This window comes from Streptomyces sp. NPDC003034 (genome assembly GCF_053591375.1).
This window is the reverse complement of record NZ_JBSFTS010000004.1, coordinates 179954-203114: the sequence shown is the minus strand read 5'-3', so window position 1 is coordinate 203114 and position 23161 is coordinate 179954. Positions and strand designations below refer to the sequence as shown.

Below are 23161 nucleotides of genomic sequence, written 5' to 3'. Positions count from 1 at the left end.
GGGGGTGCGGGGGCCCGGCCGGGGGGTGACCGGTATCTGTCCAGGTGGGACCGGGCGCGAAAGGGTGTATATGGGACGTTTGGGGGCTACGATCCCGCTTCGTATGTGACGTGGGTCCTGTGGGGCGGGTCACCGGGGACGGGCCCGAATGTCACGTTCCGTCACCGTTCATACCCCTTTCGAGGGCGGGGTCGCCCCCGCTCACCGCCCCCGAATCGAAGGAAACGGGCGCGTCGAAGGCAGCTTTGCGAGTAGCCCGCCGCAGGGCCTTCAGCAGCGTCGAGCCCAGGGCCAGGGTGGTGACCACGGTCAGCGCCGCCCGGCCCAGGTCCCAGCCCAGAGAGGTCGCCAGGCAGTAGGCGAGGAACCGGGCCAGATTCGCGGACACCGGCTCCCCGGGGTGGAAGGAGACGCCCTGCCCCATGCCCTGCAAGATGACCCAGCCCTGCAGGTTCATGATCGTGCCGTACGCGAACGAGCCCACGAAGCCGTACGCCGCCAGCATCAGCAGCTCCGCCCGGCCCCGGATCCGCCCCGGCCCGGGCAGCAGACCGGCGCCGAGCGCGAACCAGCCCATCGCCAGCATCTGGAACGGCATCCACGGCCCGACCCCGCCGGTCAGCAGGGCGGACGCGAACATCGTCACCGAGCCCAGCACGAAGCCGAAGCCGGGGCCGAGGACCCGGCCGCTGAGCACCATCAGGAAGAACATGGGCTCCAGGCCGGCCGTACCGGCGCCCAGCGGTCTGAGCGCGGCCCCCACGGCGGCGAGCACGCCCAGCATCGCCACCGCCTTGGCCTCCATGCCGTTGTCGGCGATCGTCGCGACGACCACGGCGACCAGCAGGGGCAGCAGCGCGGCGAAGAGCCAGGGGGCGTCCTGGGAGTGGGCGAGGCCGGACTGGCGGTCGGCGAGCAGCGGCCAGCCGAAGGCCGCGATACCGATGAGGGTGACCAGGACCAGGGCGGCCGCGGCCCGGGGGCCGATCCGTACGGGGCGGTCGGCCCGGCGGCGCGGCTGGTGGCCCGCTGAGCGGTTGGCTGCGGGGCTCACGGGGCCGGCCTCAGGGCACGGGCGACCTGGCTCACGGTGAGCCAGTGGCCCGGCGCCAGGATCTTCGCCACCTGCGGCGCGAAGGCGGGGGAGGAGACGACGACCTCGGCGGTCGGGCCGTCCGCCACGATCTCGCCGCCTGCGAGGATCACCACGCGGTGGGCCAGCTCGGCGGCGAGCTCCACGTCGTGCGTGGCGAGGACGATGGAGTGCCCCTGCGCGGCGAGATCCCGCAGGATGCCGACGAGGCGGGCCTTGGCGGCGTAGTCCAGGCCGCGGGTGGGCTCGTCGAGGAGGAGCAGCGCGGGACGGCCGGTGAGGACCAGGGCGAGCGCGAGGGCCAGGCGCTGGCCCTCGGACAGGTCGCGGGGATGGGTGTCGTCCGGAACGTCGGGGAGCAGGGCGGAGACGAGTTCCCGGCAGGTGCCGGGCGGCTGGCCGGCGTCGGAGTCGGCGGCGGCGCACTCGGCGGCGACGGTGTCGGCGTAGAGCAGGTCGCGCGGTTCCTGCGGGACGAGCCCGACGCGGCGGACCATGTCGGGCGGCGCGGTGCGGTGCGGGGTGCGGCCGCCGACGGTCACCTCGCCGGTGGTGGGGGTGACCGTACCGACGAGGGCGGACAGGAGGGTGGACTTGCCGGCGCCGTTGCGGCCCATGAGGGCGACGGTTTCGCCGGGTGCGACGGTGAGGGTGATTCCGGTCAGCACCTCGGTGCGGCCGCGGTGGACGTGGAGGTTGCGGACCTGGGCCGGTGCCCCGCCGGTGCCGGTGCCGGTGCCGGTGCCGGTGCCCGTGCCGGGGGCGGGGGCGGGGCGGCTCCGGCGGAGCAGGCGCCCCAACAGCCCGGGGACTCCGCCCCCGGCCCCCCGCGCCTCAAACGCCGGCCGGGCTGGAGGGTGCGCCTCAAACGCTGGCGGGGCTGGGGGGTGCGCCTCAAGCGCTGGCCGGGCTGGGTTGGTGGGACGTGTCGCCGCTGGCTGGTGGATGCCGCGGAGCGGCATTTCCAGCCCCGCCGGCGTTTGAGGCGCGGGGTCCGGGGCGGAGCCCTGGGAAGCGGCGCTCAGGGCGGGCTCGGACGGGCGGTCCGCAGTGGAGGCCGGGTAGCGGGAGTCCGGCGAGGCGAGGCCCGGGTGCGGGGAGGCGGGCTCGGACGGGCGGTCCGGGGCGGGGCCCGGGTGGGGGGAGTCCGGCGAGGTGGGGGCCGGGGCGGAGCCCAGGGAAGCCGAGGCGGGGTGCGGGCAGGGGGAATCGGGGGCCGGGGTCTCGGAGAGGCGGGTGTGGAGGGGGGTGGACAGGCGGCGGGCGTCGCGGATCGACAGGGGGAGCGGCGACCAGCCGACCAGGCGCCCCAGGGAGACCACCGGCGGGTGCACCGGGGAGACGGCCATGACCTCGGCCGGGGCACCGAGCACGGGCGCCCCGCCCGGATACGGCAGGAGCAGCACCTGGTCGGCGTACTGCACGACCCGTTCCAGCCGGTGTTCCGCCATGAGCACCGTCGTGCCGAGGTCGTGGACGAGGCGCTGGAGGACCGCCAGGACCTCCTCGGCCGCCGCCGGGTCCAGCGCCGAGGTGGGTTCGTCCAGCACCAGCACCTTGGGGTGCGGGGTCAGGACCGAGCCGATCGCGACCCGCTGCTGCTGCCCGCCCGAGAGGGTGGCGATGGGGCGGTCGCGCAGCTCGTTCAGACCGAGGAGGTCGAGGGTCTCCTCCACGCGGCGGCGCATCACGGACGGGGCCAGGCCGAGGGATTCCATGCCGTAGGCGAGTTCGTCCTCGACCACGTCCGTCACGAAGTGCGCCAGTGGATCCTGGCCGACCGTGCCCACCACGTCCGCCAGCTCGCGCGGCCGGTGCGTACGCGTGTCCCGGCCCGCAACCGTCACCCGTCCCCGCAGCGTGCCGCCGGTGAAGTGCGGCACGAGCCCCGAGACGGCCCCCAGCAGGGTGGACTTGCCGACGCCCGACGGGCCGACGAGGAGCGTCAGTTCCCCTTCGGGGATCATCAGGTCGACGCCTTGCAGCGAAGGTCCGGCGGCGCCCTCGTAGGTGACCGACACCTGCTCGAAGCGGATCACTGCGACGCCTCCTTGGGCGGTACGGGTGCCACGAAGGCCGGAAGCAGACCGATGAGGACCGCCGCCGCCGGCCAGAGCGGCAGCGTGGGGGTGACCAGCGGCACCACGCCCGGCCGCAGGGCGTCCGGGTCGAGGGCGCCGGCGTGGATCAGCAGGGCGGCGACGGCCGCGCCGGACCCCGACACCAGCCAGGCGCGCGCACCCCAGCGGTCGGGCCGGTACCGCGTCCGCACCGACCGGCGGCCTCCCAGCCGCAGGCCGGCGAGGGCGAGCACGAGGCCGATGCCCAGTACCGGAACCCCGTACGCCGCTCCCTGCGCGGCGAGCAGCCCGTACGTGCCGGCGCACATGCCGAGCAGACCGCCGAGGGTGAGGACGTTGGTGGTGTGGCGGACGGCGGGCGGGACGCGCGCGGTCCGGCCGTAGCCGCGCGCGTCCATCGAGGCGGCCACGGCGATGGAACGTTCCAGCGCGCCTTCGAGCACCGGCAGGCCGATCTGGAGGATCGTCTTCACCCCGCCGGTGGGGCGCCCCCGCAGGCGGCGGGCGGTCCGCAGGCGCACCACGTCCGCGACCATGTTCGGCGCGAAGGTCATGGCGACGACGACGGCGACGCCCGCCTCATAGAGCGCGGCCGGGAGGGACTTCAGCAGCCGGGCCGGATTGGCGAGGGCGTTCGCGGCGCCGACGCAGATGAGGAGGGTGGCCAGCTTGGCGCCGTCGTAGAAGGCGAAGACCAGCTGCTCGGCGGTGACCCTGCCGCCGAAGCGGATGCCCTGCGCCCAGGCGGGCAGCGGGACCTCGGGGAGGGTGAACAGGACGTGCGAGCCGGGGATGGGGGAGCCGAGGACCACGGAGAAGACCAGGCGCAGCCCGATGACGGCGAGGCCTAGCTTGACGAAGGCGCCGTAGGAGCGGGCCCAGGGGGCGTTCGTGCGGCGGGCCGCGACGACGTATCCGGCCACGCCGACCACCAGGCCGAGGAGGAGCGGGTTGGTGGTCCGGGAAGCGGCGGTGGCAAGCCCGAGCGCCCAGAGCCACCACGCTCCCGCGTGCAGGGCGTTGCCACGGGTCGCGTGCGGCGGCGTCCGCAGGATGCGGGGGCGTGCGTACGCGCGACCGGTGCGCCCGCCGTTCGCGAGGGGTGCGGCGGAGTACGGGGTCCGGTGGGCGCGGTCGGTGGGGGCTGCCGGGTTGCCGTCCGAGGCGGGGGCGGCGTACGGGGTCCCGCGCGCGGGGGTCGTCGGCGCGGCGGGGTTGCGCCGCCCCAATGGGCCGTCGGCGGGGCGGGCGTACGGGGTTCCGGGCGCGCGACCGGTCGGCGCGGCGGGGTTGCCGTCCGAGGCGGGGGCGGCGGACGGGTTCCCGTCCGCGCCGTCCCGAGGCGTGGCCGGGCCAGCGGGCCGGTCGGGCGGTGGGGGGTCGGCGGCGGTGGGATGCGTCATCGGGTGCGGCGGCGGGACTGCCAGACGGCGGCCGCGCCCAGGGCGAGCACCGCCGCGATGCCCGCGAGCAGGCCGGCCGAGGGCCCGCCGTCCCCGGCGGCCGGGGACGGCGCGGACGACGGCGCGGCCGTAGGCCGGGTGTCGGTGTCCGCGACCTGGTCGCCGCAGCCCTGCTTCGGGTAGCCCGAGATCGCGCACAGCAGCGCCGTGCTGTCGTAGCGCAGCGGCTTGGCGACCGCCGCCAGCGCCTCCGCCGTCGTGGCCTCCGGCGCCACCTGCGCGCAAGCGGTGCGCGGGGCCTCCTGCGGCGGCGTCTCGCCGGCCGGGGCGTCCGCGGGCAGGCCGAAGTCGATGACCAGCGCCACCCGCTTCCTGCCTTCGGCCGGGGCGGTGGTCCCGCAGACGGCCTCGAAGTCGGCGGCGGCCCGTGGCTCGGCGGTCCGCGCCGCCGCGTCGGCCGCGTCCTTGCTCACCGCGAAGCGGAAGCCCTGGACGCTGCCGTCGGCGGGACGGGCCTGCGAAGGGCCCTGGGTGGCGTACGTCCAGCGGCCGTCCGCGCCGTCCCAGAACAGCCAGTAGCGGTAACCGGCCGCCAGCGCCGGGCCGGCGGCCAGCAGGGCGAGGACGATCCCGGCCGCGAGGGCCAGTACGGGCAGACGGCGGCGCATCAGAGCTGGTTCTTCTTCCGGCGGCCGCTCAGGAGGATGCCGATGCCGATCCCGGCCGCGGCGCCCGCGCCGATCATCCACCAGATGTTCTGGCCGCCCGAGCCGTCGTCGCCCTTGGCGTCGGCCTCGGCTGCGGCCTCGGTCGCGCTCGTACCGCCCTCGGCGGCCTGCGGGGCCGGGCCCGTCGCGTTGAGCGCGGACACCAGATCGGTGGAGCCGAAGGACTTCGGGTCGGTGCCGGTGGCGTGCGCGGCCAGGATCAGCGTGCCCAGGGCCGCGGGGCTGCCCTGCGCCCACTGCGCCGTGTTGCCCTTCAGCCACTCCAGGGCGCCCGCCGCGGCCTGCTTGTGGCCGCCCGCGGCCAGGGCGATCACCGCGTCGGCGGTGTTGCCGTAGTCCGGGGTGACCTGGTCGGAGCCGGGGGTCGCCACGGTGAAGTGGCCGTCCTTCTTCAGCGCCTCGGCCAGGTAGCCGGCGGAGCCCCGCGCCGCGCCCGCGACGTCCTGCGGGCCGGCCGGGCAGTCCAGCGCCGCGGCCGGGGTGTCCGTGGCGGCCGGGCTGACGACGGCGCCCCTGCCCAGGGCGGCGAGGGTCGCGGCGGCCGTCGCGTCCGGGTTGGCGACGCGCTTGCCGTCCTTGATCTCGTACGCGAAGGCGCCCCGGTCGGCCGCCGGCTCGGCGTCGCAGCCCAGCTGGAAGGGGAGCAGCGCGTCGTAGCCCGACTTGCCGGCCTTCGACTTCACCTCGGACGGCTTCTCACCCGCCACGCTCAGCGCGCTGATCACCAGGGCGGTGGAGCTCGACTCGGTCGGGGAGCCGGGGACGAAGCTCCAGCCGCCGTCCTCGTTCTGTACGGACTTCAGCCAGTCCACGCTCTTCTTCACGGCCGTGTCCTGGCCTCCCAGCGCCTTCAGCGCCTGCACGGCCGCCGCGGTGGCGTTCGAGTCGAGCATCGTGGCGGCGTCGCACGCCTTCGCGGTGTCGGCGCGGAAGGAGGCGAAGGCGCCGTTGGCGCACTGCTGGCCGACGAGCCAGTCGACGGCCTGCGGGGCGGGCCGGACGCCGACCGTGCGCTGGGCGAGCAGCGCGAAGGACTGGCGCCACACACCGTCGTACGTCGGGTCCTTCTTGCCGTACAGCCCGGACGGGATGACCGGCGTCGGGGAAGGCGGCGCGGTTTCGGCGAGGGCTGCGGGGGCGGCGGCCACGCAGAGCACGGCGGAGGCGGCGAGCGCGGCGGCGCTGCGGCGGACGTTCATGGGGCGGGTGCCTCTCGTGCTGGGGAGCTGGAGGCAGGCACGCACAGGCACCGGGCTCCGGCTCCGTTTACCTCGACGGTGCCGGCCGCCGGGGGACCGGCGGCGCGAGCCGCGCACCTCCGGTACGGGGCAATCCGGCTCCCCGCCCGGGCGGTGCCGGGCGGGTCACGGTTGCGGGTCAGCGCCGGATTCGCACCGGCTTCCCCCCGTACGGAAGTGTGGACGACGGGCACACTGTACCGGCCCGTACGGCGCGTGCCCGGGGGCGCCGGCCGGGAGTGGTCCTTACACCGGGGCGGACCCAGAGGCTCGCCGGTGTCGGGTGTGCGCGTGCGGGAGGGCGTGCCGTGCCGCGCCGGGCCGCGCGCCTGACGGACGGCAGGCAGGGGAGGCCGGAACGCCGGGGCCGGTCCGGTGCGCCCTACAGCACGCGGTAGGTGACCGGCTCGCTGCCGGGGACGGCCTCCGCGCGCCCCTGTTTCACCAGCCGCCGCAGATGCGCCTCCGCCTCCGAGACGGCGATGTTGCGGGAGCCGTACGGGATCAGCGCCCAGGGCCGGTTCCACTCCATCCGCTCCGCCAGCCCCCACGGGGTCAGCGGCTCGGCCAGCAGCTCCCACAGGCCCGTCAGCCGCTGCTCGTGGTGGTCGAGGAGTTCCCGTACGCGCCCGGGGGCGTCGGTGAAGGCGTGCTGGTGGGCCGGGAGCACCTCGGCCGGCCGGAGGCGGCCGATGCGTTCGAGGGAGTCGAGGTAGTCGCCGAGGGGATCGGTGACGAGGGTGTCCTCGGGGTCCTCGTAGAGGCCGATGTGCGGGGAGATCCCGGGCAGCAGGTGGTCCCCGGAGAAGAGGCGGCCGTGGCCGGGCAGGTTCGCCGGATGCCGTTCCTCCAGGTGCAGGCAGACGTGCCCGGGGGTGTGGCCGGGGGTCCAGATGGCGCGCAGGCGGCGGCCCGCGAGGGGCAGCAGGTCGCCGGGGACGATCTCCCGGTCGGGGATGGCGGCCCGCAGGCCCGGCAGCGTGCTCGCGCGGCCGCTCGCGCGGGCGGCGCGCAGGGGGGCGACGTGCTCCTCGGGGGCTCCGGCGGCGGTGAGCTTCTCGCTCATGTACTCCAGCCAGAGCCCCGGTTCGGCCCGGCGGGTCCGTACGACGATCTCGGTGTCGGCGGCGTGCATGGCGATCCAGGCGCCGGACGCCTCCCGGACCCGGCCCGACAGGCCGTGGTGGTCGGGGTGGTGGTGGGTGAGGACCACGCCGTGGACGGCGCAGGCCGCGATGCCGAGCACGGCGAGACCGGCGACGAGGGTGTCCCAGGAGGCGGGGTCGTCCCAGCCGGTGTCGATGAGGACGGGGCCGCGGTCGGTGTCGAGGACGTGGACGAGGGTGTGTCCGAGCGGGTTGTCCGGGATGGGCACCTTGATGCCCCACACGCCGGCGCCGTGGTCGGTGACGTCCGGAACCGCCGACGCCCTCCCGGGCGGTGTCGCGGGCGGTGTCGCGCGGGCCGAGTCCTCTGACATGAGAGCCCCCTCTTCCTCGGTCGGTGGGGTCCTTGTTCGTTCTACGTTCCTCGTTCGCCGTTCGTCGTTCCTCGTTCGTCGTTCGTCGTTCCTCGTTCACCGGCTCAACGAGAACCTGTTCCAGTGGTCGCCCAAGTCGACCATATACGCGCCGCCCTGACCAGTCGTCGGATGCCGCTCCGGCTTCGTCCTGCCCGTGGACTCCTCGAACTAGAACTGGTATCAGTTCTGCAACGCCAAGCCGCAGGAGGCATCAGCCATGACGGAGCTCGTGGAACACGGACAACTGCTCATCGGCGGAGAGTGGACCGATCCGCTGGGCACCGACACGATCCAGGTCGTCTCCCCCCACACCGAGCAGGTCATCGGCAGCGTCCCGCACGCCTGCGAGGCCGATGTCGACCGGGCCGTCGAGGTGGCGCGCAAGGCCTTCGACGAGGGGCCGTGGCCCCGGATGAGCCTGGACGAGCGGATCGCCGTCGTATCGCGGATCAAGGACGCCATCGTCCTGCGGCACGAGGAGATCGCCCGCTCGATCAGCTCCCAGAACGGCTCCCCGTACTCCTGGAGCATCCTCGCCCAGGCGCTCGGCCCGATGATGGTCTACGACGCGGCGATCACCGTCGCGCGCGACTTCCCGTACGAGGAGCACCGCCAGGGCGTCCTCGGGCCGATCCTGGTGCGGCGGGAGCCGGTGGGGGTCGTCGCGGCCGTCATCCCGTGGAACGTCCCGCAGTTCGTGGCGGCCGCCAAACTCGCGCCCGCGCTGCTGTCCGGGTCGACGGTGATCCTCAAGCCGTCCCCCGAATCCCCTCTCGACTCGTACATCCTGGCCGACATCACGCGGGAGGCCGGACTGCCGCCGGGCGTGCTGTCGATCCTGCCCGCCGACCGCGAGGTCAGCGAGTACCTGGTCGGCCACCCCGGCATCGACAAGGTCGCCTTCACCGGCTCGGTCGCCGCGGGCAAGCGCGTCATGGAGGTCGCCGCGCGCAACCTCACCCGGGTCACCCTGGAACTCGGCGGCAAGTCGGCGGCGGTCGTCCTCCCGGACGCCGACCTGGAATCCGCCCTCACCGGCATCGTCCCCGCGGCGTGGATGAACAACGGCCAGGCGTGCGTGGCGCAGACCCGCGTCCTCGCGCCGCGCAGCCGGTACGAGGAGGTCGCCGAGGCCCTGGCCGCCGCGGCGGGGGCGCTGGTCGTCGGCGACCCGCTGGACCCGGCGACGCAGCTCGGGCCGCTGGTGGCGCGGCGTCAGCGGCAGCGGTCGCTGGACTACATCCGCATCGGCCAGGAGGAAGGCGCGAAGGTCCTGGCCGGCGGCGGCCGCCCGGCCGGGCTGGAACGGGGCTGGTACGTCGAGCCCACCCTCTTCGGCGACGTCGACAACGCGATGCGCATCGCCCGCGAGGAGATCTTCGGCCCGGTGGTGTGCCTGATCCCGTACGGGGACGAGGCGGAGGCGGCGCGCATCGCCAACGACTCCGACTTCGGGCTGAGCGGCAGCGTGTGGACCGCCGACGTCGAGCACGGCATCGACTTCGCCCGCCGGATACGGACCGGCACCTTCAACGTGAACACCTTCAGCCTGGACATGCTGGGGCCCTTCGGCGGCTACAAGGACAGCGGCCTGGGGCGGGAGTTCGGGCCCGAGGGGCTGAGCGAGTACCTCGAACACAAGATGATCCACCTGCCCGCCGGGTACGTACCGGGCGACGGCCGGGCGGGTGCCTGATGGGCGACCGCTGGCAGGTCGAGGTGGACCGCGCGGTCTGCATCGGCTCGGGCATGTGCGTCCACCACGCCCCGGAGCTCTTCACCCTCGACTCCGCCCGCCAGTCGCACCCCCGCGAGGCGACGACGGACGCGAACGAACCACTCCTGACGGCCGCGGAGGGCTGCCCGGTGGAGGCGATCACGCTCACCCTGCCCGGCACCGGCGAGGCGGTCTTCCCCCCGGAGGACTAGTTCTTGGGAGGACCAGGCCCCCGGGAGGGCTAGTCCCCCGGGGACTGGTCCTCCGGGTCGGACTTCTCCGGGTCGGACTTCTCCGGGTCGGACATCTCGGGTCGGACTTCTCCGGTAGGGCGGTGGGATCAGGCCGTTTCCGGGGTGGTCAGGTCGATCAGGCGGCAGACCGTTTCGATGTCGATCTTGACCTGGGCGATCGAGGCGCGGCCCGACAGCCACGTGATCAGGGCCGAGTGCCAGGTGTGCTCGATCACCCGCACCGCCGAGAGCTGCTCGGCCGTCGGCGGGGCGTCCAGGCCCATCGCGTCCAGGATGATCGCCGTCGTCAGCCGGGACACCGTGTCCACCTCGGGGCTCACGCTGCGGTCCGCGAAGGTCAGCGCCCTGACCATCGCGTCGGCCAGGTGCGGTTCCCGCTGGAGGGCGCGGAAGGCCCGCATCAGGGTTTCCGCGACCCGCGCCGCCGGGTCCTCGCCGGCCGGGGGGCGTTTGCGCAGGGTGGTGTGCAGGTGCTGGAGCTGGTCCTGCATGGTGGCGACGAGCAGGTGCACCTTGGACGGGAAGTACCGGTAGAGGGTGCCGAGCGCCACGCTGGACGACTCCGCGACCTCGCGCATCTGGACGGCGTCGAAGCCGCCCCGGCTGGCCAACTGGGCGCTGGCGTGCAGGATCCGGCGGCGGCGCGCCTCCTGGCGCTCCGTCAGGGGCGGGGACGCCGGCATGCTGACGGCTTTGGCTTCCGCTGTCATGTGTCCCGTTCCATGGCGTTCGGCGTCGTTCCGTATCGTTCCGTGTCGCGGTGGGTCGCGGTGGGTCGCGGTGGGTCGCAGTGGTCGCAGTGGTCGCAGTGAGTCGCGGTGTGTCGCTGCCTGGGCGTTGCGCGGGTCCCGCCGGGCCCTGCTCGGCCCCGGCCGGGGCCAGCATGGCAGGCGCTGGAGCCGTGGCGCGAATCACCTGCTCCGCCTCTTACGGTGTGGTTTCCGGCCGGTAGATTCAATGCTCTTCGACGGATCAAGTCTGAAACTTGTTCTACATTATGCGAGCGGTTACGCTCCGGCGAAAGTGCAGGGAGAAGGGGGCCGAGAGTGACCGCTGAGGCCATGGTGACGAGCCCTTTCGCGGGTTCCGCCACCGGCGGCGACCGCCCGCTGCGCATCGCGCTCCTCACCTATAAGGGGAACCCGTTCTGCGGCGGCCAGGGCGTCTACGTCCGCCACCTCTCGCGCGAGCTCGTCCGCCTCGGGCACTCCGTCGAAGTGATCGGCGCGCAGCCCTACCCGGTGCTCGACACGGGCGCTTCGCTCACCGAGCTGCCGAGCCTCGACCTGTACCGGCACCCCGATCCCTTCCGCACCCCGAAGCGCGAGGAGTTCCGGGACTGGATCGACGCGCTCGAAGTCGCCACCATGTGGACCGGCGGATTCCCCGAGCCGCTGACCTTCTCGCTGCGCGCCCGACGCCACCTGGCCGCCCGCGCCGGCGAGTTCGACGTCATCCACGACAACCAGACGCTCGGTTACGGCCTCCTGGGCGACCTCGGCGCGCCGCTCGTCACCACGATCCACCACCCGATCACCGTGGACCGGCAGCTGGACCTCGCCGCCGCCAAGGACCGCAAGAAGCGGGCCTCCGTACGGCGCTGGTACGCCTTCACCCGCATGCAGGGGCGCGTCGCCCGCCGGCTGCCGTCCGTGCTCACCGTCTCCGGGTCCTCCCAGCAGGAGATCGCCCAGCACCTGGGTGTGCGCGACGAGCGCATCCACGTCGTGCACATCGGCGCCGACACCGACCTGTGGTCGCCCGACGGCTCCGTCGCCGAAGTCCCGGGCCGCATCGTCACGACCTCCAGCGCCGACGTGCCGCTCAAGGGGCTCGTGCACCTGGTCGAGGCGCTGGCGAAGCTCCGCACCGAGCAGCCCGACGCCCACCTCGTCGTCGTCGGCAAGCGCGCCGAGCGCGGGCCGGTCGCGCGCGCGATCGAGAAGTACGCGCTCCAGGACGCCGTCCGCTTCGTCAAGGGCATCACCGACGCCGAGCTGGTCGACCTGGTCCGCAGTGCCCAAGTGGCCTGCGTCCCCTCCCTCTACGAGGGCTTCTCGCTCCCGGCGGCCGAGGCCATGGCCACCGGCACTCCGCTCGTCGCCACCACCGGCGGCGCCATCCCCGAGGTCACCGGACCCGACGGCGAGACCTGCCTCGCGGTGCCGCCGGGTGACGCGGGCGCCCTGGCCGCCGCGCTGTCCAGGCTGCTGGGGGATCCGCAGCTGCGCGCCCGGCTCGGCGCTGCCGGGCGCGACCGGGTGCTGTCCCGGTTCACCTGGGCCAAGGCCGCCGAGGGCACCGTCGTGCACTACCGGGCCGCCGTCGAGCAGGCCGCCCGTACCCGCCGTACGCGGTGACCTTTCCCCCGCTACCGCTCCCGATACCGCTCCCGATTCCGCTCCCCGCTCACCACCCCCGCGACCGCGAAGGCAGGCCCCCGTGCTGACCGTCGATTTCTCCCGGTTCCCGCTCGCCGCAGGCGACCGCGTGCTCGATCTGGGCTGCGGCGCAGGCCGGCACGCCTTCGAGTGCTACCGGAGAGGCGCTCAGGTGGTCGCCGTCGACCGCAACGGCGAGGAGATCCGCGAGGTCGCCAAGTGGTTCGCCGCCATGAAGGAGGCCGGTGAGGCCCCGGCCGGAGCCACCGCCACCGCCATGGAGGGCGACGCGCTCGCCCTGCCCTTCCCCGACGAGTCCTTCGACGTCGTCATCATCTCCGAGGTGATGGAGCACATCCCCGACGACAAGGGCGTCCTCGCCGAGATGGTGCGCGTGCTCAAGCCCGGCGGACGCATCGCCGTCACCGTGCCGCGCTACGGCCCCGAGAAGATCTGCTGGGCGCTGAGCGACGCCTACCACGAGGTCGAGGGCGGCCACATCCGCATCTACAAGGCGGACGAACTGCTCGGCAAGATGCGGCAGGCCGGCCTCAAGCCCTACGGCACGCACCACGCGCACGGCCTGCACTCCCCCTACTGGTGGCTCAAGTGCGCCTTCGGCGTCGACAACGACAAGGCGCTGCCGGTCAAGGCGTACCACAAGCTCCTGGTCTGGGACATCATGAAGAAGCCGGTGGCCACCCGCCTCGCGGAGCAGCTGCTCAACCCGGTCATCGGCAAGAGCTTCGTGGCGTACGCGACCAAGCCGCACCTCCCCGCCGGCGCCGCCCAGTGAGCTCGCCGGAGCGCACCGAGCACCTGGTCCTGAACGGCGTACTGACCGCCGAGGAGGCAGCCGCGACGGTGGCCGGGATCCTGGCCGCGCAGCGGGCGGACGGCGCCATCCCGTGGTTCCGCGGGCACCACCTGGACCCCTGGGACCACACCGAGGCCGCGATGGCGCTGGACGTGGCCGGCGAGCACGAGGCCGCCGAGCGCGCGTACGCCTGGCTGGCCCGGCACCAGAACCGCGACGGCTCCTGGTACGCGGCCTACGCCGACCGGGCGGACGGCGTGGACACCGCCGAGCCGCAGGATGCCAGCCGCGAGACCAACTTCACCGCGTACATAGCCGTCGGCGTCTGGCACCACTACCTGTCCACCGGCGACGACGCCTTCCTCGACCGCATGTGGCCCGCCGTCTTCGCGGCCGTCGAGTGCGTGCTCGCGCTCCAGCAGCCGGGCGGCGAGATCGGCTGGAAGCGGGAGCCCGACGGCACGCCGGTCACCGACGCGCTGCTGACCGGGTCCTCCTCCATCCACCAGGCGCTGCGCTGCGCCCTGGCCATCGCCGAGCACCGCGAGGAACCGCAGCCCGACTGGGAACTCGCGGTGGGCGCGCTGCGGCACGCCATCCGCCGGCACCCCGAGCGGTTCCTCGACAAGAACCGCTACTCGATGGACTGGTACTACCCCGTGCTCGGCGGCGCGGTGACCGGCGCCGAGGCGACGGCCCGCATCGAGGAACGCTGGGACGAGTTCGTGGTGCCGGACCTCGGCGTGCGCTGCGTCCTGCCCAATCCGTGGGTGACGGGGGGCGAGTCATGCGAGCTCGCGATCGCGCTCTGGGCGATGGGCGAGTCGGACCGGGCGCTGGACATCCTGCGCTCGATCACCCACCTGCGCGCCGACAACGGCATGTACTGGACGGGTTACGTGTTCCAGGACCAGGCGGTGTGGCCGGTGGAGCAGACCACGTGGACGGCGGCCTCGCTGCTGCTCGCGGTCGCCGTGCTGGGCGGGGACGAGGCGACGACGTCGGTCTTCGGCGGGTCGGCGCTGCCGGGCGGGCTGGAGCCCGACTGCTGTCCGTAGGCCGCCGCCGCCCCGGGATACGGGCCCGACCCGAGCCCGGCCCGTACCGCAGGGGCGGGATCGCATGCAGTGCGATCCCGCCCCTGCGGGCGGACTCGGCCGGTCAGCGCCGGTACAGCCAACCGGCGATCAGATGGCCGAGGATCAGGTACACCACGGCCGCCAGGCCGTAGCCGACGACCACCTGGATCCATTCGCGGCTGAAGGTGAACAGGTCATGGGACCACCCGGCAAGCCAGGTGGCGACGTCGTGGATGAACTGGACCAGGCCGTTGCCCTGGTTGGCGTCCAGCAGGTACAGCACGATCCACAGGACGATGATCAGGGCGGCGAGGTCCGCTATGAGGGCGACGGCTCGCCCTGCCTGACTGGTACTTCGGGTGCGGGCACGCGTGAGTGGGGACATGCGATGCGTCTTGCCATATAAGCGCACCGTAAACCCGAACGGTTGGCCCCAAGTGGCGCGGTCCCGCTGCCTGCTTCAATGGGGTCCGTGATCGAATTCGTGGTGGTCGCCCTCGGGGCGGCCGGGGCCGGCTGGCTGCTGCGGCGCAAGCACCTGCGCCGGGTGGCCGGCGGGCCCGTGCCCGGCATCCCGTGCATGGCGCGGCATCCGGCCGGTGCGGGCCGCTGGCGGACGGGCCGGGTGTACGTCGACCAGGGCGCGGCCCGGTGGGTCCCCGGCCGCGGCGAGACCGTGGCGCTGCCCGGCGGCCGCGCCACCGCCCTGCGGGCACCCTCCGTACGGGAGGGGATGTCCATCAACCCCGGCTCGCGGATCGTCACTTGCACGTACGAGGGCGGTGGCAGCATCGAGATCGCCGTCATGCCCCTGGACCTGCGCGAGCTCCTGTCGGCCGTCCCCCAGTCCCCGGCGCCAGAGGACCCCGGACCGGACACGGTCTAGCCGTTCAGTTCCGCCAGGACCCGGAGCGTGTGCGGGTCCGGGGCTGTGATGAGCAGGTCGGTGACCGGGCCCGCGCGCCACAGCTCCAGGCGTTCGGCGATCCGTTCGCGCGGTCCGATCAGTGAGATCTCGTCGGCGAAGGCCTCCGGGACGGCGAGGACCGCCTCCTCCTTGCGGCCGGCGAGGAACAGCTCCTGGATGCGGCGGGCCTCGGCCTCGTAACCCATGCGGGCCATGAGGTCGGCGTGGAAATTGCGGGTCGCGTGTCCCATGCCGCCGATGTAGAAGCCGAGCATCGCCTTGACGGGCAGGAGCCCCTCGGCGACGTCGTCGCAGACCTGGGCGCGGGCCATCGGCGCGATCATGAAGCCCTCGGGGAGGCCGGTCAGCGATGCCCGGTACACGTCGGTGCGGGCCGGTGACCAGTAGAGCGGGAGCCAGCCGTCGGCGATCCGCGTCGTCTGGGCGATGTTCTTGGGGCCTTCGGCGCCCAGGAGCAGGGGCAGGTCCGCGCGGAGCGGGTGGGTGATGGGGCGCAGCGCCTTGCCGGTGCCGGCGCCGTCCTCGCCACGGTACGGGTGGCTGTGGAAGCGGCCGTCCAGCGCGACCGGGCCCTCGCGGCGCAGCACCTGGCGGATGACGTCGACGTATTCGCGGGTCGCGGTGAGCGGGCTGGAGGGGAAGGGGCGCCCGTACCAGCCTTCGACGACCTGCGGGCCGGAAAGGCCCAGGCCCAGCATCATCCGGCCGCCGGACAGGTGGTCCAGGGTGAGGGCGTGCATGGCGGTGGCGGTGGGGGTGCGGGCGGCCATCTGCGCGATGGCCGTGCCAAGGCGGATCCGCGAGGTGTGTGCGGCGATCCAGGTCAGCGGGGTGAAGGCGTCGGACCCCCAGGCCTCGGCGGTCCACACCGAGTCGTAGCCCAGGCTCTCGGCCTCGGTGGCGAGGCGCAGATGGGCCGGATCGGGGCCGCGGCCCCAGTAGCCGAGTGCGAGTCCCAGGCGCATGTACGGTCCCTCCGCGCGGCCGGCAGCCTACCTGACGATGCGTCAGCTAACTGTAGGGCAGCCACCCCCACCGGAGAAGGGCAGACCTCCCCGGCCTCCCGGACAGCACTTCGCCCCACCGGCACAGCCGGTGGGGCGAAGTGAAGGAGGAGCTGCTCGGACCCCGTACGCGGCCCGCGGGGGTCAGCCGCGCTGGATGCCCGAGGTGTCGTTCAGGATGCCGCGGCGGCCGTCCTGGGTCTGCGCGACCAGGGTGGCCGGATCGCGCTGCTCGACGGCCAGGTACCAGGTGCCCGGCGCCAGTTCGGCGATCGGGGTGGGGGAGCCGTCCTCGGCGAAGAGGGGGCGGGCCACCGGGACCGCGAACCAGAACGGGGTGAAGTCGGCCGCCGGGGCCGGGGCCGGGGCCGGCTGGGCGGCGTCCTGCGCACCCGGACCCGCCTGCGGGGTGCCGCCGTACGGCGGGGCCGGCTGGGGGGTGGCCCCGTACGGCTGCGGCTGCTGGCCGCCCGGGTAGCCGTATCCGGCGCCCGGCTGCTGCTGGCCGCCGTACGGCGGGATGGCCGCCGGCTTCGGCTCCGGTACCAGCGCCCCGGCGAGCGCCGGGATCTTCGCCCCGGCCACGGCGACGCCGGCCAGGAGCAGGGTCGCGAGGAAGGCGATGATGGCGCCGGCGCCCAGGTCGACGCTGCTCGGGCAGGTGATCAGCGACCACAGCGCGGACCAGGCGGCCGAGACGGCGAGCACGGTGCCCCACGCCGACAGCGGCATGCCGAGGACCTTGCGGGTCTCGGGCAGGAAGCGGGCGGCGATGAGCAGGCCCGCGGCGATGAAGCCGATGAGGAAGACGCTGGGAAGGACCAGGCGGTAGGCGTCGGTGTCCCAGGCGCTCGGGAGGTCGCCACCGGTGGCGGAGTAGAAATCGAGGAACGAGGCGATGAACAGCAGCACCGCTGCTCCGATCACCACGCCGTCACCTCGTGTGAGGGAGCGGATGTTCACGTCTTAGGTGTCCTTCTCGGTCGTCTCGTGGTGCCGCGGTCGCAGATCAGGCCTGGAGCGGGGCGGGCGGGACCATGGTACGGAGTTCTCCCGCGGCCGAGAGGATCGGGGCGGCGAGCTGTCCCGGCGGGACTCCCGGAGGAACTACCCCCCGAGGAAGCCGACGATGCCGTCCGCGATGCCCTGGGCCGCCTTCTGCCGCCACTCCGGACTCGTCAGCTGCGCCGCGTCCTTGGCGTCACGCATGTTGCCGCATTCGATGAAGACCTTGGGCCGGGTTGACAGGTTCAGTCCGCCGAGGTCGTCGCGGACCACCAGACCGGTACCGCTGCCGAGGTAGTTGGCGGGCGCCGATCCGGTCGTTCGGGCGAAGTTTCCGGCGATCCGCTCGCCGAGCAGCCGGGAAGGTCCGACGATCGCCGAGGTATCGGCGCCACCACCGCTGACCTTGGCCGGGAGGATGACGTGGAAGCCGCGACTGCCCGCTGACACCCCGTCGGCGTGGACGGAGACGACGGCGTCGGCGGCCGCCTCGTTGCCGATGCGAGCGCGCTCGTCGATGCAGGGGCCCCACGGGCGGTCCGCCTGGTGAGTCAGCAGGACCTTCACACCGCGGGCCTCCAGGACGGCGCGCAGGCGTTGCGACACGTCGAGGGTGAACTCGGCTTCCAGATAACCGGCGTTGGTGGTGGTGCCGGTGGTGTCGCACTCCTTGCGGCCCGTGCCGATGTCCACCTTCTTGTTGATTTCGGTGGCGTGGTGGAAATTGCCGGTGTTGTGGCCGGGGTCGATGACGACCGTCCGGCCGGCGAGCGAGCCCGTGGCGGGGTTCCGGCTCGGGCTCCCGGTCGGGCTCGGGCTTCCGCTCGACCAGGCGTTCGGCTTCGCGTCCCGGAAGCCGGACGGGAGGGCGGACGGGAAGGCGGAGTGCGAGGCGGGCACGGGCGTCTGGCGCGGCATCTGCTCCCGGCCCGGCCCGGCCCCGGTCAGAACCTGGGCCAGGACCCAGCCGGCCAGGCAGGTCGGAGCGAGCGCGGCGGCCGAGACCACGAGGGCGGAGCGGCGCGTGAACCACGGCCGGTCCGGCGTGGCCGGGGAACCGTACTCGGGCGGCGGGGGGCTGTCGTCGTCGTAGCGCACGCCGCGATGCTAGACCGGGGTCCCGCCGGGTCGACGGACCCTGGGCCATCCGGGGGCGCGGTGCGCTTATATGTCCGGTTGACGCGGCAATCGGGTGGGGCCCCGCCCGGGTCAGATGCCGGGCCCGGTCCGGCGCAGCACGCGCAGGGACTCGGTGACCGACACCTCCTCGAAGGCGCCGGAGGCGAGGGCCCGCAGGTAGATCCGGTACGGGGCCTGGCCGCCGTCGGCCGGATCCGGGAACACGTCGTGGATGACGAGCGTCCCGCCCTGCGCCAGGTGCGGGACCCAGCCCTCGTAATCGCCGGTGGCGTGCTCGTCGGTGTGCCCGCCGTCGATGAAGACCAGACCGAGCGGGCCGCCCCAGGCCGCGGCGACCCGGGGAGAGCGGCCGACGATCGCGATCACGTGGTCTTCGAGGCCGGCCCGGTGCAGGGTGCGGCGGAAGGTGGGCAGGGTGTCCATCAGGCCGATCTCCGGGTCCACGACCGCCGGGTCGTGGTACTCCCAGCCGGGCTGCTGCTCCTCGCTGCCGCGGTGGTGGTCGACGGTGATGGCGGACACCCCCGCCTCGCGGGCGGCGTCGGCCAGCAGGATCGTGGAGCGCCCGCAGTACGTGCCGACCTCCAGCAGCGGCAGCCCGAGCCCGGCGGCGGCGGCGGTGGCGGCCGCGTAGAGGGCCAGGCCCTCGCCTACGGGCATGAACCCCTTGGCCGCCTCGAAGGCGGCGAGGGTCTCCGGCTTGGGCGTGGCCATGGTTCCTCCGGGGTGGGGCGGGATGCGGTGGTGCGGCCCGCCCATGCTGCCGTACCGCTGAGTAGCGGGCCGGAGCGGGTCCCCCTGCGGGGTTGCTCGGTGGTTCGGGTGCCGGTTCCGTGCAGGGTTGCCTCGGGGGTTCGGGTGCGGCGCCGTTGCGGGGGCTCCGCCCCCGGGCCCCCGCGCCTCAAACGCCGGCGGGGCTGATTGTGCCGCTGGAGCTGGAGTGGGGGGTGTCGCATTCGAACCAGATGGTTTTGCCCGCCGGGAGCGGCAGGGTGCCCCAGCGGTCGGTCACCGCCTCGACCAGGAGCAGGCCGCGCCCGCCCTCGCTGAGGTCGTCGCCTCCCTGTACGAGCCGCACGGGGTGCGAGCAGCTGTCCGTGACCTCCACCCGTAGCCCTTCCGGCCGCCGCAAGATGAGAACCGCGCAGCCCCGGCCGGGCACGTGCCGTACGACATTGGCGACGAGCTCGGTCAGCGCGAGCTCGGCGGCGTCCGTCAGCTCCGCCATCTCCCACCGGCCGAGGAACAACCGCAGGATGCGCCGCATGTGCCGGGCCGAGTGTTCACCGACAGTGAAGCCCATGCGGTAGCTGCTGCTGATTCCCGCTGGGCAGAGGGCAGTTACGTGATTCATGTCACCAGAGTGGAGTGTCCTGATTACGCTGGGCAACAGACCGAAACGAACGCCGCCCGGCGTGAACTTGGGGGTGACCGCCTCGTGGTCAACATCCGCGAACTCGATCCCAGCGCCTCGCCGCTGGACTACTACGGTGCCGAACTGCGTCGCCTCAGAGAGGAGGCGAGGCTGAAGCAAGGATCGCTCGGAGACATCGTCTTCTGTACGGGCTCGCTGATCGGCCAGGTCGAGACGGCGAGGAAGGTGCCGACCCGCGACTTCTCGGAACGGGTGGACGCGGCCCTCGGGACCGATGGGGTGTTCTCCCGGCTGGTGGGACTGGTGCTGCGCAGCCAACTGCCGACGTGGTTCCAGGCCTTCGCGGAGATGGAGGCGCGGGCGGCGTATGTCTCCACCTTCCAGGCGCAACTGGTGTACGGGCTGTTGCAGACGGAGGAGTACGCGCGGGCCGTGCTGGGCGTGCGGAACGAGGACAACCTCGACGCGAAGGTCGCCGCCCGTATGGATCGGCAGCGCATCCTGGACCGCCAGAACCCGCCACTGATGTGGGTGGTGCTGAGCGAGGCTGTCCTCCACCAGGAGATCGGCGGGCCGGGCGTCATGCGGAACCAACTTGCTCACTTGTTGGCTCTACGGAGGAGGGAGTGGGTGAAGGTGCAAATCCTGCCCTTCGAGGCGGGCGCCCATGCGGGGCTGATGGGTTCCTTCACTGTCCTGAGGTTCGACGACGACCCGGACGTTGTCTATACCGAGGACTTCGTCCAAGGGCACATGACGGCTAATCCGCAAGCTCTCAGGGAGGGTTATCTCCGTTACGATCATTTGCAGGCCGCCGCGCTCTCTGTGGAGAAATCGGCGGCACTGATCGCCCGCGTAATGGAGGAACGCTATGGACACCATCCTGGAGCTTACGGGCGCGCGGTGGCGTAAGTCCTCGTACAGCGGCGACACGGGGGGTGAGTGCGTCGAGTGCGCCCCCCTCGGTGCCGCCGCCTGGCGTAAGTCGTCGTTCAGCGGCAACACCGGCGGTGATTGCGTCGAGTGCGCGCCGCTCGGTGCCGCCGCCTGGAACAAGGCCTCGTACAGCGGGACCAGCGGCGGCGACTGCGTCGAGGTCGCCGCTCAGCCCTGTCGGGTGGCCGTGCGGGATTCCAAGAATCCCGATGGTCCCGCCTTCACCCTCTCTCCCGCCGCCTTCGCCGCCTTCGTCAGCGCTTTGTAGAACCCGACGCCGTGACGGCGAGTCCGACCAGGACCAGGGCCCCCGCGACCGCGAACGTGATCCGCATGCCGGTGGCGGCGGCCCCGGGGTCCGCCGTCGTCACGTCGGTCGTCGCCGACCCGAGGGCGAACACCGCGCCCATCACGGAGGCGCCGGTGATGAGGCCGAGGTTGCGCGACAGGTTGAGCATCCCCGAGATGACGCCGCGCTGATCCGGGCGGACATCCGTCATGACGGCGGTGTTGTTGGCCGTCTGGAACACCGCGTAGCCGCCGGTGATGACGACGAGAGGGACGACGTATCCGGCCACGCCGAGCGTCGCCGGGGTCATGGCCAGGGTGAAGGAGCCGGCAGCCATCCCGAGGAGCCCGGCGACCGTCATGCGCCGGGCGCCGAAACGGTCCGCGACGCGACCCGCCGGCACACCGGTCAGCGCGGCGACCAGCGGACCGACCGACAGGACGAGTCCGACGAGGGCCTCACCGAGCCCGAGCGCGCGGGAGAGGTAGAACGGCCCGACCACCAGCGTGGTCATGATCACTGTCGAGACGAGCGTGCTCGTGGCGAGGCTCGCGCTGAGCGCGGGCTCGCGGAACAGCGTCAATCGGATCAGGGGTGAGGCCGCTCTCGCCTCGGTCCGTACGAAGAGGCCCGCTCCGAGGGCGGCGGCCAGCAGCAGGATGATGTTGAACGCACCGAGACTTCCGTGCCCCAGGGTCATGGCCAGGGCGTAGGCCGCCAGCGTCAGGGCCAGCAGCAGCGTGCCGACGTGGTCGAAGCCCGGTCGGGCGGTCCTGGGCTCCCGCCGGTCGGCGGGCAGGTGGCGGTGTGCGAGAAGAAGAGTGAGGATGCCCAGTGGTGCGCTGACGAGGAAGATCGCCCGCCAGCCCAGGCCGGATATGAGTACGCCGCCCAGCGACGGACCGAGCGCCGTGCCGATCGCGGACATCGTTCCGAGCAGCCCCATGGCGCTGCCGGTCCTCGCCCGGGGAACCGTCTCGCCGACGAGCGCCATGGTGAGGGCCATCATGAGGGCCGCTCCGAGGCCCTGCGCCGCCCGGGCGGCGATCAGCAGCCCCAGCGTGGGCGCGACGGCGCACAGGACCGAGGCCGCCGTGAACAGGGAGATCCCGGCCAGGAGCAGCCGCCGGCGGCCGACGAGGTCCCCGAGCCGTCCGGCGCTGACGATCGCGGTGGTGAGGGCGAGGAGATAGGCGAGGACGATCCACTGGACGTGCTGGAAGGAGGCGTTGAAGGCCTGCGCCAGGGTCGGCAGGGCGACGTTGGCGATGCTCGTGCCGAGCGAGGACAGCAGCATGGACAGCGACAGGCCGGTGAGCGCCCACCGGACCGCAGCCGGCGTCCTTCCCGCAGTTGAGGCCGCTTCCGCCTCGTCCTGTGCTGCGCTGACCGGTCCGGAATCACTGTGTGGGCTCATGCCCGGAGCGTGGAACCGGCCGGGCTGTAGCGGCAACTCTTGTTGCCGTTTCCGGGACGGCGGAGTGGAATGGCCGCATGGACACACCAGCGCCGGCGCCAGCTCCCCACCGCGCGGTCCTCGATGAGGTCGGGCCCCGGCTCGCAAGGCTGCGCGCCCGGCGCGGCCTCACCTTGGCCGCACTCTCCGAGGCGACCGGCATCTCCAAGAGCACCCTCTCCCGGCTGGAGTGCGGGAAGCGCCGTCCCAGCCTGGAGCTGCTGCTGCCACTCGCCGGTGCGTACGGGGTGCCCCTGGACGACCTGGTCGGAGCCCCCGAGGTGGGGGACCCGCGAGTGCGGCTGAAACCCGGGACCCTGGCGAGCGGCGGTACGTTCGTCGCTCTGACCCGCAGTCAGGGGCCCCTCCAGGCGTACAAAATGATCATCTCGGACCGGGGGGAGCCGGAGCCCCGTACACATGAGGGCTACGAGTGGCTGTACGTGCTGGACGGCCGGCTGCGCCTCGTCCTCGCCGAGCACGATGTGGTCCTCGGGCCCGGCGAGGCGGCCGAGTTCGACACCCGGCTGCCCCACTGGTTCAGCAGCGCGGACGGGCGGCCCGTCGAGCTCCTCAGCCTCTTCGGGAGGCAGGGGGAGCGCATGCACGTCCGCGCCAAGCCCGCGATCAGGTCGTGATCCGACCCGCATCCGACCTTTCATTCAACCTTTCATCTGACCTTCCGTCAGAATGCAACGTGTTCTAATCTGCCGCG

The 23161-nt window shown here is 73.2% G+C and carries 23 protein-coding genes and 1 riboswitch; of the genes, 9 read left to right on the top strand and 14 right to left on the bottom strand.

Annotated elements, in window-relative coordinates; genetic code table 11:
• Window positions 1-151: 151 nt before the first annotated feature.
• From ACWDX7_RS07330 to ACWDX7_RS07305, 6 genes are all read right to left on the bottom strand, one after another.
• Window positions 152-1054, bottom strand: coding sequence for an ECF transporter S component (locus ACWDX7_RS07330; protein ID WP_451491092.1), 903 nt, complete (start codon window positions 1052-1054; stop codon window positions 152-154).
• The gene (locus ACWDX7_RS07325; RefSeq protein ID WP_451491093.1) at window positions 1051-3132 is read right to left on the bottom strand and encodes an ATP-binding cassette domain-containing protein; all 2082 of its coding nucleotides are present in this window, start codon (window positions 3130-3132) and stop codon (window positions 1051-1053) included. The genes ACWDX7_RS07330 and ACWDX7_RS07325 overlap by 4 nt, the downstream gene beginning before the upstream one ends.
• On the bottom strand, window positions 3129-4577 hold the full coding sequence (locus ACWDX7_RS07320) for an energy-coupling factor transporter transmembrane protein EcfT (RefSeq protein WP_451491094.1): 1449 nt from the start codon (window positions 4575-4577) through the stop codon (window positions 3129-3131). The genes ACWDX7_RS07325 and ACWDX7_RS07320 overlap by 4 nt, the downstream gene beginning before the upstream one ends.
• The gene (locus ACWDX7_RS07315) at window positions 4574-5245 is read right to left on the bottom strand and encodes an SCO2322 family protein (protein ID WP_451491095.1); all 672 of its coding nucleotides are present in this window, start codon (window positions 5243-5245) and stop codon (window positions 4574-4576) included. The genes ACWDX7_RS07320 and ACWDX7_RS07315 overlap by 4 nt, the downstream gene beginning before the upstream one ends.
• Window positions 5245-6504, bottom strand: coding sequence for a prenyltransferase/squalene oxidase repeat-containing protein (locus ACWDX7_RS07310; RefSeq protein WP_451491096.1), 1260 nt, complete (start codon window positions 6502-6504; stop codon window positions 5245-5247). Before ACWDX7_RS07310 ends, ACWDX7_RS07315 begins: the two co-directional genes overlap by 1 nt.
• A 136-nt stretch (window positions 6505-6640) precedes the next feature.
• Window positions 6641-6708, bottom strand: a riboswitch (cobalamin riboswitch).
• A 217-nt stretch (window positions 6709-6925) separates the two neighbouring features.
• Window positions 6926-8023: an MBL fold metallo-hydrolase gene (locus ACWDX7_RS07305; protein ID WP_451491097.1), complete on the bottom strand. Its 1098-nt coding sequence runs from the start codon at window positions 8021-8023 to the stop codon at window positions 6926-6928.
• Between the two features lie 259 nt (window positions 8024-8282).
• Here ACWDX7_RS07305 and ACWDX7_RS07300 point away from each other — a divergent pair, with 259 nt between their 5' ends.
• Window positions 8283-9761, top strand: a complete 1479-nt coding sequence (locus ACWDX7_RS07300) for an aldehyde dehydrogenase (protein ID WP_451491098.1) — start codon at window positions 8283-8285, stop codon at window positions 9759-9761.
• On the top strand, window positions 9761-9994 hold the full coding sequence (locus tag ACWDX7_RS07295) for a ferredoxin (RefSeq protein WP_451491099.1): 234 nt from the start codon (window positions 9761-9763) through the stop codon (window positions 9992-9994). The genes ACWDX7_RS07300 and ACWDX7_RS07295 overlap by 1 nt, the downstream gene beginning before the upstream one ends.
• Before the next feature lie 128 nt (window positions 9995-10122).
• Here the strand turns inward: ACWDX7_RS07295 and ACWDX7_RS07290 are convergent, their stop codons facing one another.
• Complete coding sequence (locus tag ACWDX7_RS07290; protein WP_451491100.1) at window positions 10123-10746, bottom strand: TetR family transcriptional regulator; 624 nt, start codon at window positions 10744-10746, stop codon at window positions 10123-10125.
• A 336-nt stretch (window positions 10747-11082) separates the two neighbouring features.
• Here ACWDX7_RS07290 and ACWDX7_RS07285 point away from each other — a divergent pair, with 336 nt between their 5' ends.
• The 3 genes from ACWDX7_RS07285 (at window position 11083) to ACWDX7_RS07275 (ending at window position 14292) form a co-directional block, all read left to right on the top strand.
• Complete coding sequence (locus ACWDX7_RS07285; protein WP_451491101.1) at window positions 11083-12396, top strand: glycosyltransferase family 4 protein; 1314 nt, start codon at window positions 11083-11085, stop codon at window positions 12394-12396.
• Window positions 12397-12478: 82 nt separating this feature from the next.
• Window positions 12479-13213 carry a class I SAM-dependent methyltransferase gene (locus ACWDX7_RS07280; RefSeq protein ID WP_451491102.1) on the top strand — a complete coding sequence of 245 codons (735 nt, stop codon included), beginning with the start codon at window positions 12479-12481 and terminating at the stop codon, window positions 13211-13213.
• On the top strand, window positions 13210-14292 hold the full coding sequence (locus ACWDX7_RS07275; protein WP_451491103.1) for a prenyltransferase: 1083 nt from the start codon (window positions 13210-13212) through the stop codon (window positions 14290-14292). Before ACWDX7_RS07280 ends, ACWDX7_RS07275 begins: the two co-directional genes overlap by 4 nt.
• A gap of 103 nt (window positions 14293-14395) precedes the next feature.
• Here ACWDX7_RS07275 and ACWDX7_RS07270 read toward each other — a convergent pair whose 3' ends face one another.
• The gene (locus ACWDX7_RS07270; RefSeq protein ID WP_451491104.1) at window positions 14396-14698 is read right to left on the bottom strand and encodes a hypothetical protein; all 303 of its coding nucleotides are present in this window, start codon (window positions 14696-14698) and stop codon (window positions 14396-14398) included.
• Between the two features lie 87 nt (window positions 14699-14785).
• Between ACWDX7_RS07270 and ACWDX7_RS07265 the strand changes: the two genes are divergently transcribed.
• Window positions 14786-15199: a hypothetical protein gene (locus ACWDX7_RS07265; RefSeq protein ID WP_451491105.1), complete on the top strand. Its 414-nt coding sequence runs from the start codon at window positions 14786-14788 to the stop codon at window positions 15197-15199.
• Here the strand turns inward: ACWDX7_RS07265 and ACWDX7_RS07260 are convergent.
• From ACWDX7_RS07260 to ACWDX7_RS07240, 5 genes are all read right to left on the bottom strand, one after another.
• Window positions 15196-16206 (bottom strand): LLM class F420-dependent oxidoreductase, encoded by a 1011-nt coding sequence (locus tag ACWDX7_RS07260; protein ID WP_451491106.1) that lies wholly within the window; start codon window positions 16204-16206, stop codon window positions 15196-15198. The two genes, ACWDX7_RS07265 and ACWDX7_RS07260, sit on opposite strands and share 4 nt — an antisense overlap.
• Window positions 16207-16389: 183 nt before the next feature.
• A complete protein-coding gene (locus ACWDX7_RS07255) occupies window positions 16390-17208 on the bottom strand; it encodes a DUF5336 domain-containing protein (RefSeq protein ID WP_451491107.1) in 819 nt (272 codons plus the stop codon).
• Window positions 17209-17352: 144 nt separating this feature from the next.
• Window positions 17353-18348 (bottom strand): N-acetylmuramoyl-L-alanine amidase, encoded by a 996-nt coding sequence (locus tag ACWDX7_RS07250; protein ID WP_451491108.1) that lies wholly within the window; start codon window positions 18346-18348, stop codon window positions 17353-17355.
• Window positions 18349-18459: 111 nt separating this feature from the next.
• Window positions 18460-19104: a class I SAM-dependent methyltransferase gene (locus tag ACWDX7_RS07245; protein ID WP_451491109.1), complete on the bottom strand. Its 645-nt coding sequence runs from the start codon at window positions 19102-19104 to the stop codon at window positions 18460-18462.
• A 187-nt stretch (window positions 19105-19291) separates the two neighbouring features.
• On the bottom strand, window positions 19292-19744 hold the full coding sequence (locus ACWDX7_RS07240) for an ATP-binding protein (RefSeq protein WP_451491110.1): 453 nt from the start codon (window positions 19742-19744) through the stop codon (window positions 19292-19294).
• A gap of 84 nt (window positions 19745-19828) precedes the next feature.
• Between ACWDX7_RS07240 and ACWDX7_RS07235 the strand changes: the two genes are divergently transcribed.
• Both ACWDX7_RS07235 and ACWDX7_RS07230 read left to right on the top strand, forming a co-directional pair.
• On the top strand, window positions 19829-20677 hold the full coding sequence (locus ACWDX7_RS07235; protein ID WP_451491111.1) for a helix-turn-helix domain-containing protein: 849 nt from the start codon (window positions 19829-19831) through the stop codon (window positions 20675-20677).
• Window positions 20637-20969, top strand: coding sequence for a DUF397 domain-containing protein (locus tag ACWDX7_RS07230; RefSeq protein WP_451491112.1), 333 nt, complete (start codon window positions 20637-20639; stop codon window positions 20967-20969). The genes ACWDX7_RS07235 and ACWDX7_RS07230 overlap by 41 nt, the downstream gene beginning before the upstream one ends.
• On the opposite strand, the gene ACWDX7_RS07225 is transcribed toward ACWDX7_RS07230, so the two are convergent.
• Entirely contained in the window at window positions 20956-22407 is a 1452-nt protein-coding gene (locus tag ACWDX7_RS07225; RefSeq protein ID WP_451491113.1) for an MFS transporter, read from the bottom strand. The genes ACWDX7_RS07230 and ACWDX7_RS07225 overlap by 14 nt on opposite strands.
• A 77-nt stretch (window positions 22408-22484) precedes the next feature.
• On the opposite strand from ACWDX7_RS07225, the gene ACWDX7_RS07220 reads away from it, so the two are divergent.
• A complete protein-coding gene (locus ACWDX7_RS07220; protein ID WP_451491114.1) occupies window positions 22485-23084 on the top strand; it encodes a helix-turn-helix domain-containing protein in 600 nt (199 codons plus the stop codon).
• Window positions 23085-23161: the final 77 nt, after the last annotated feature.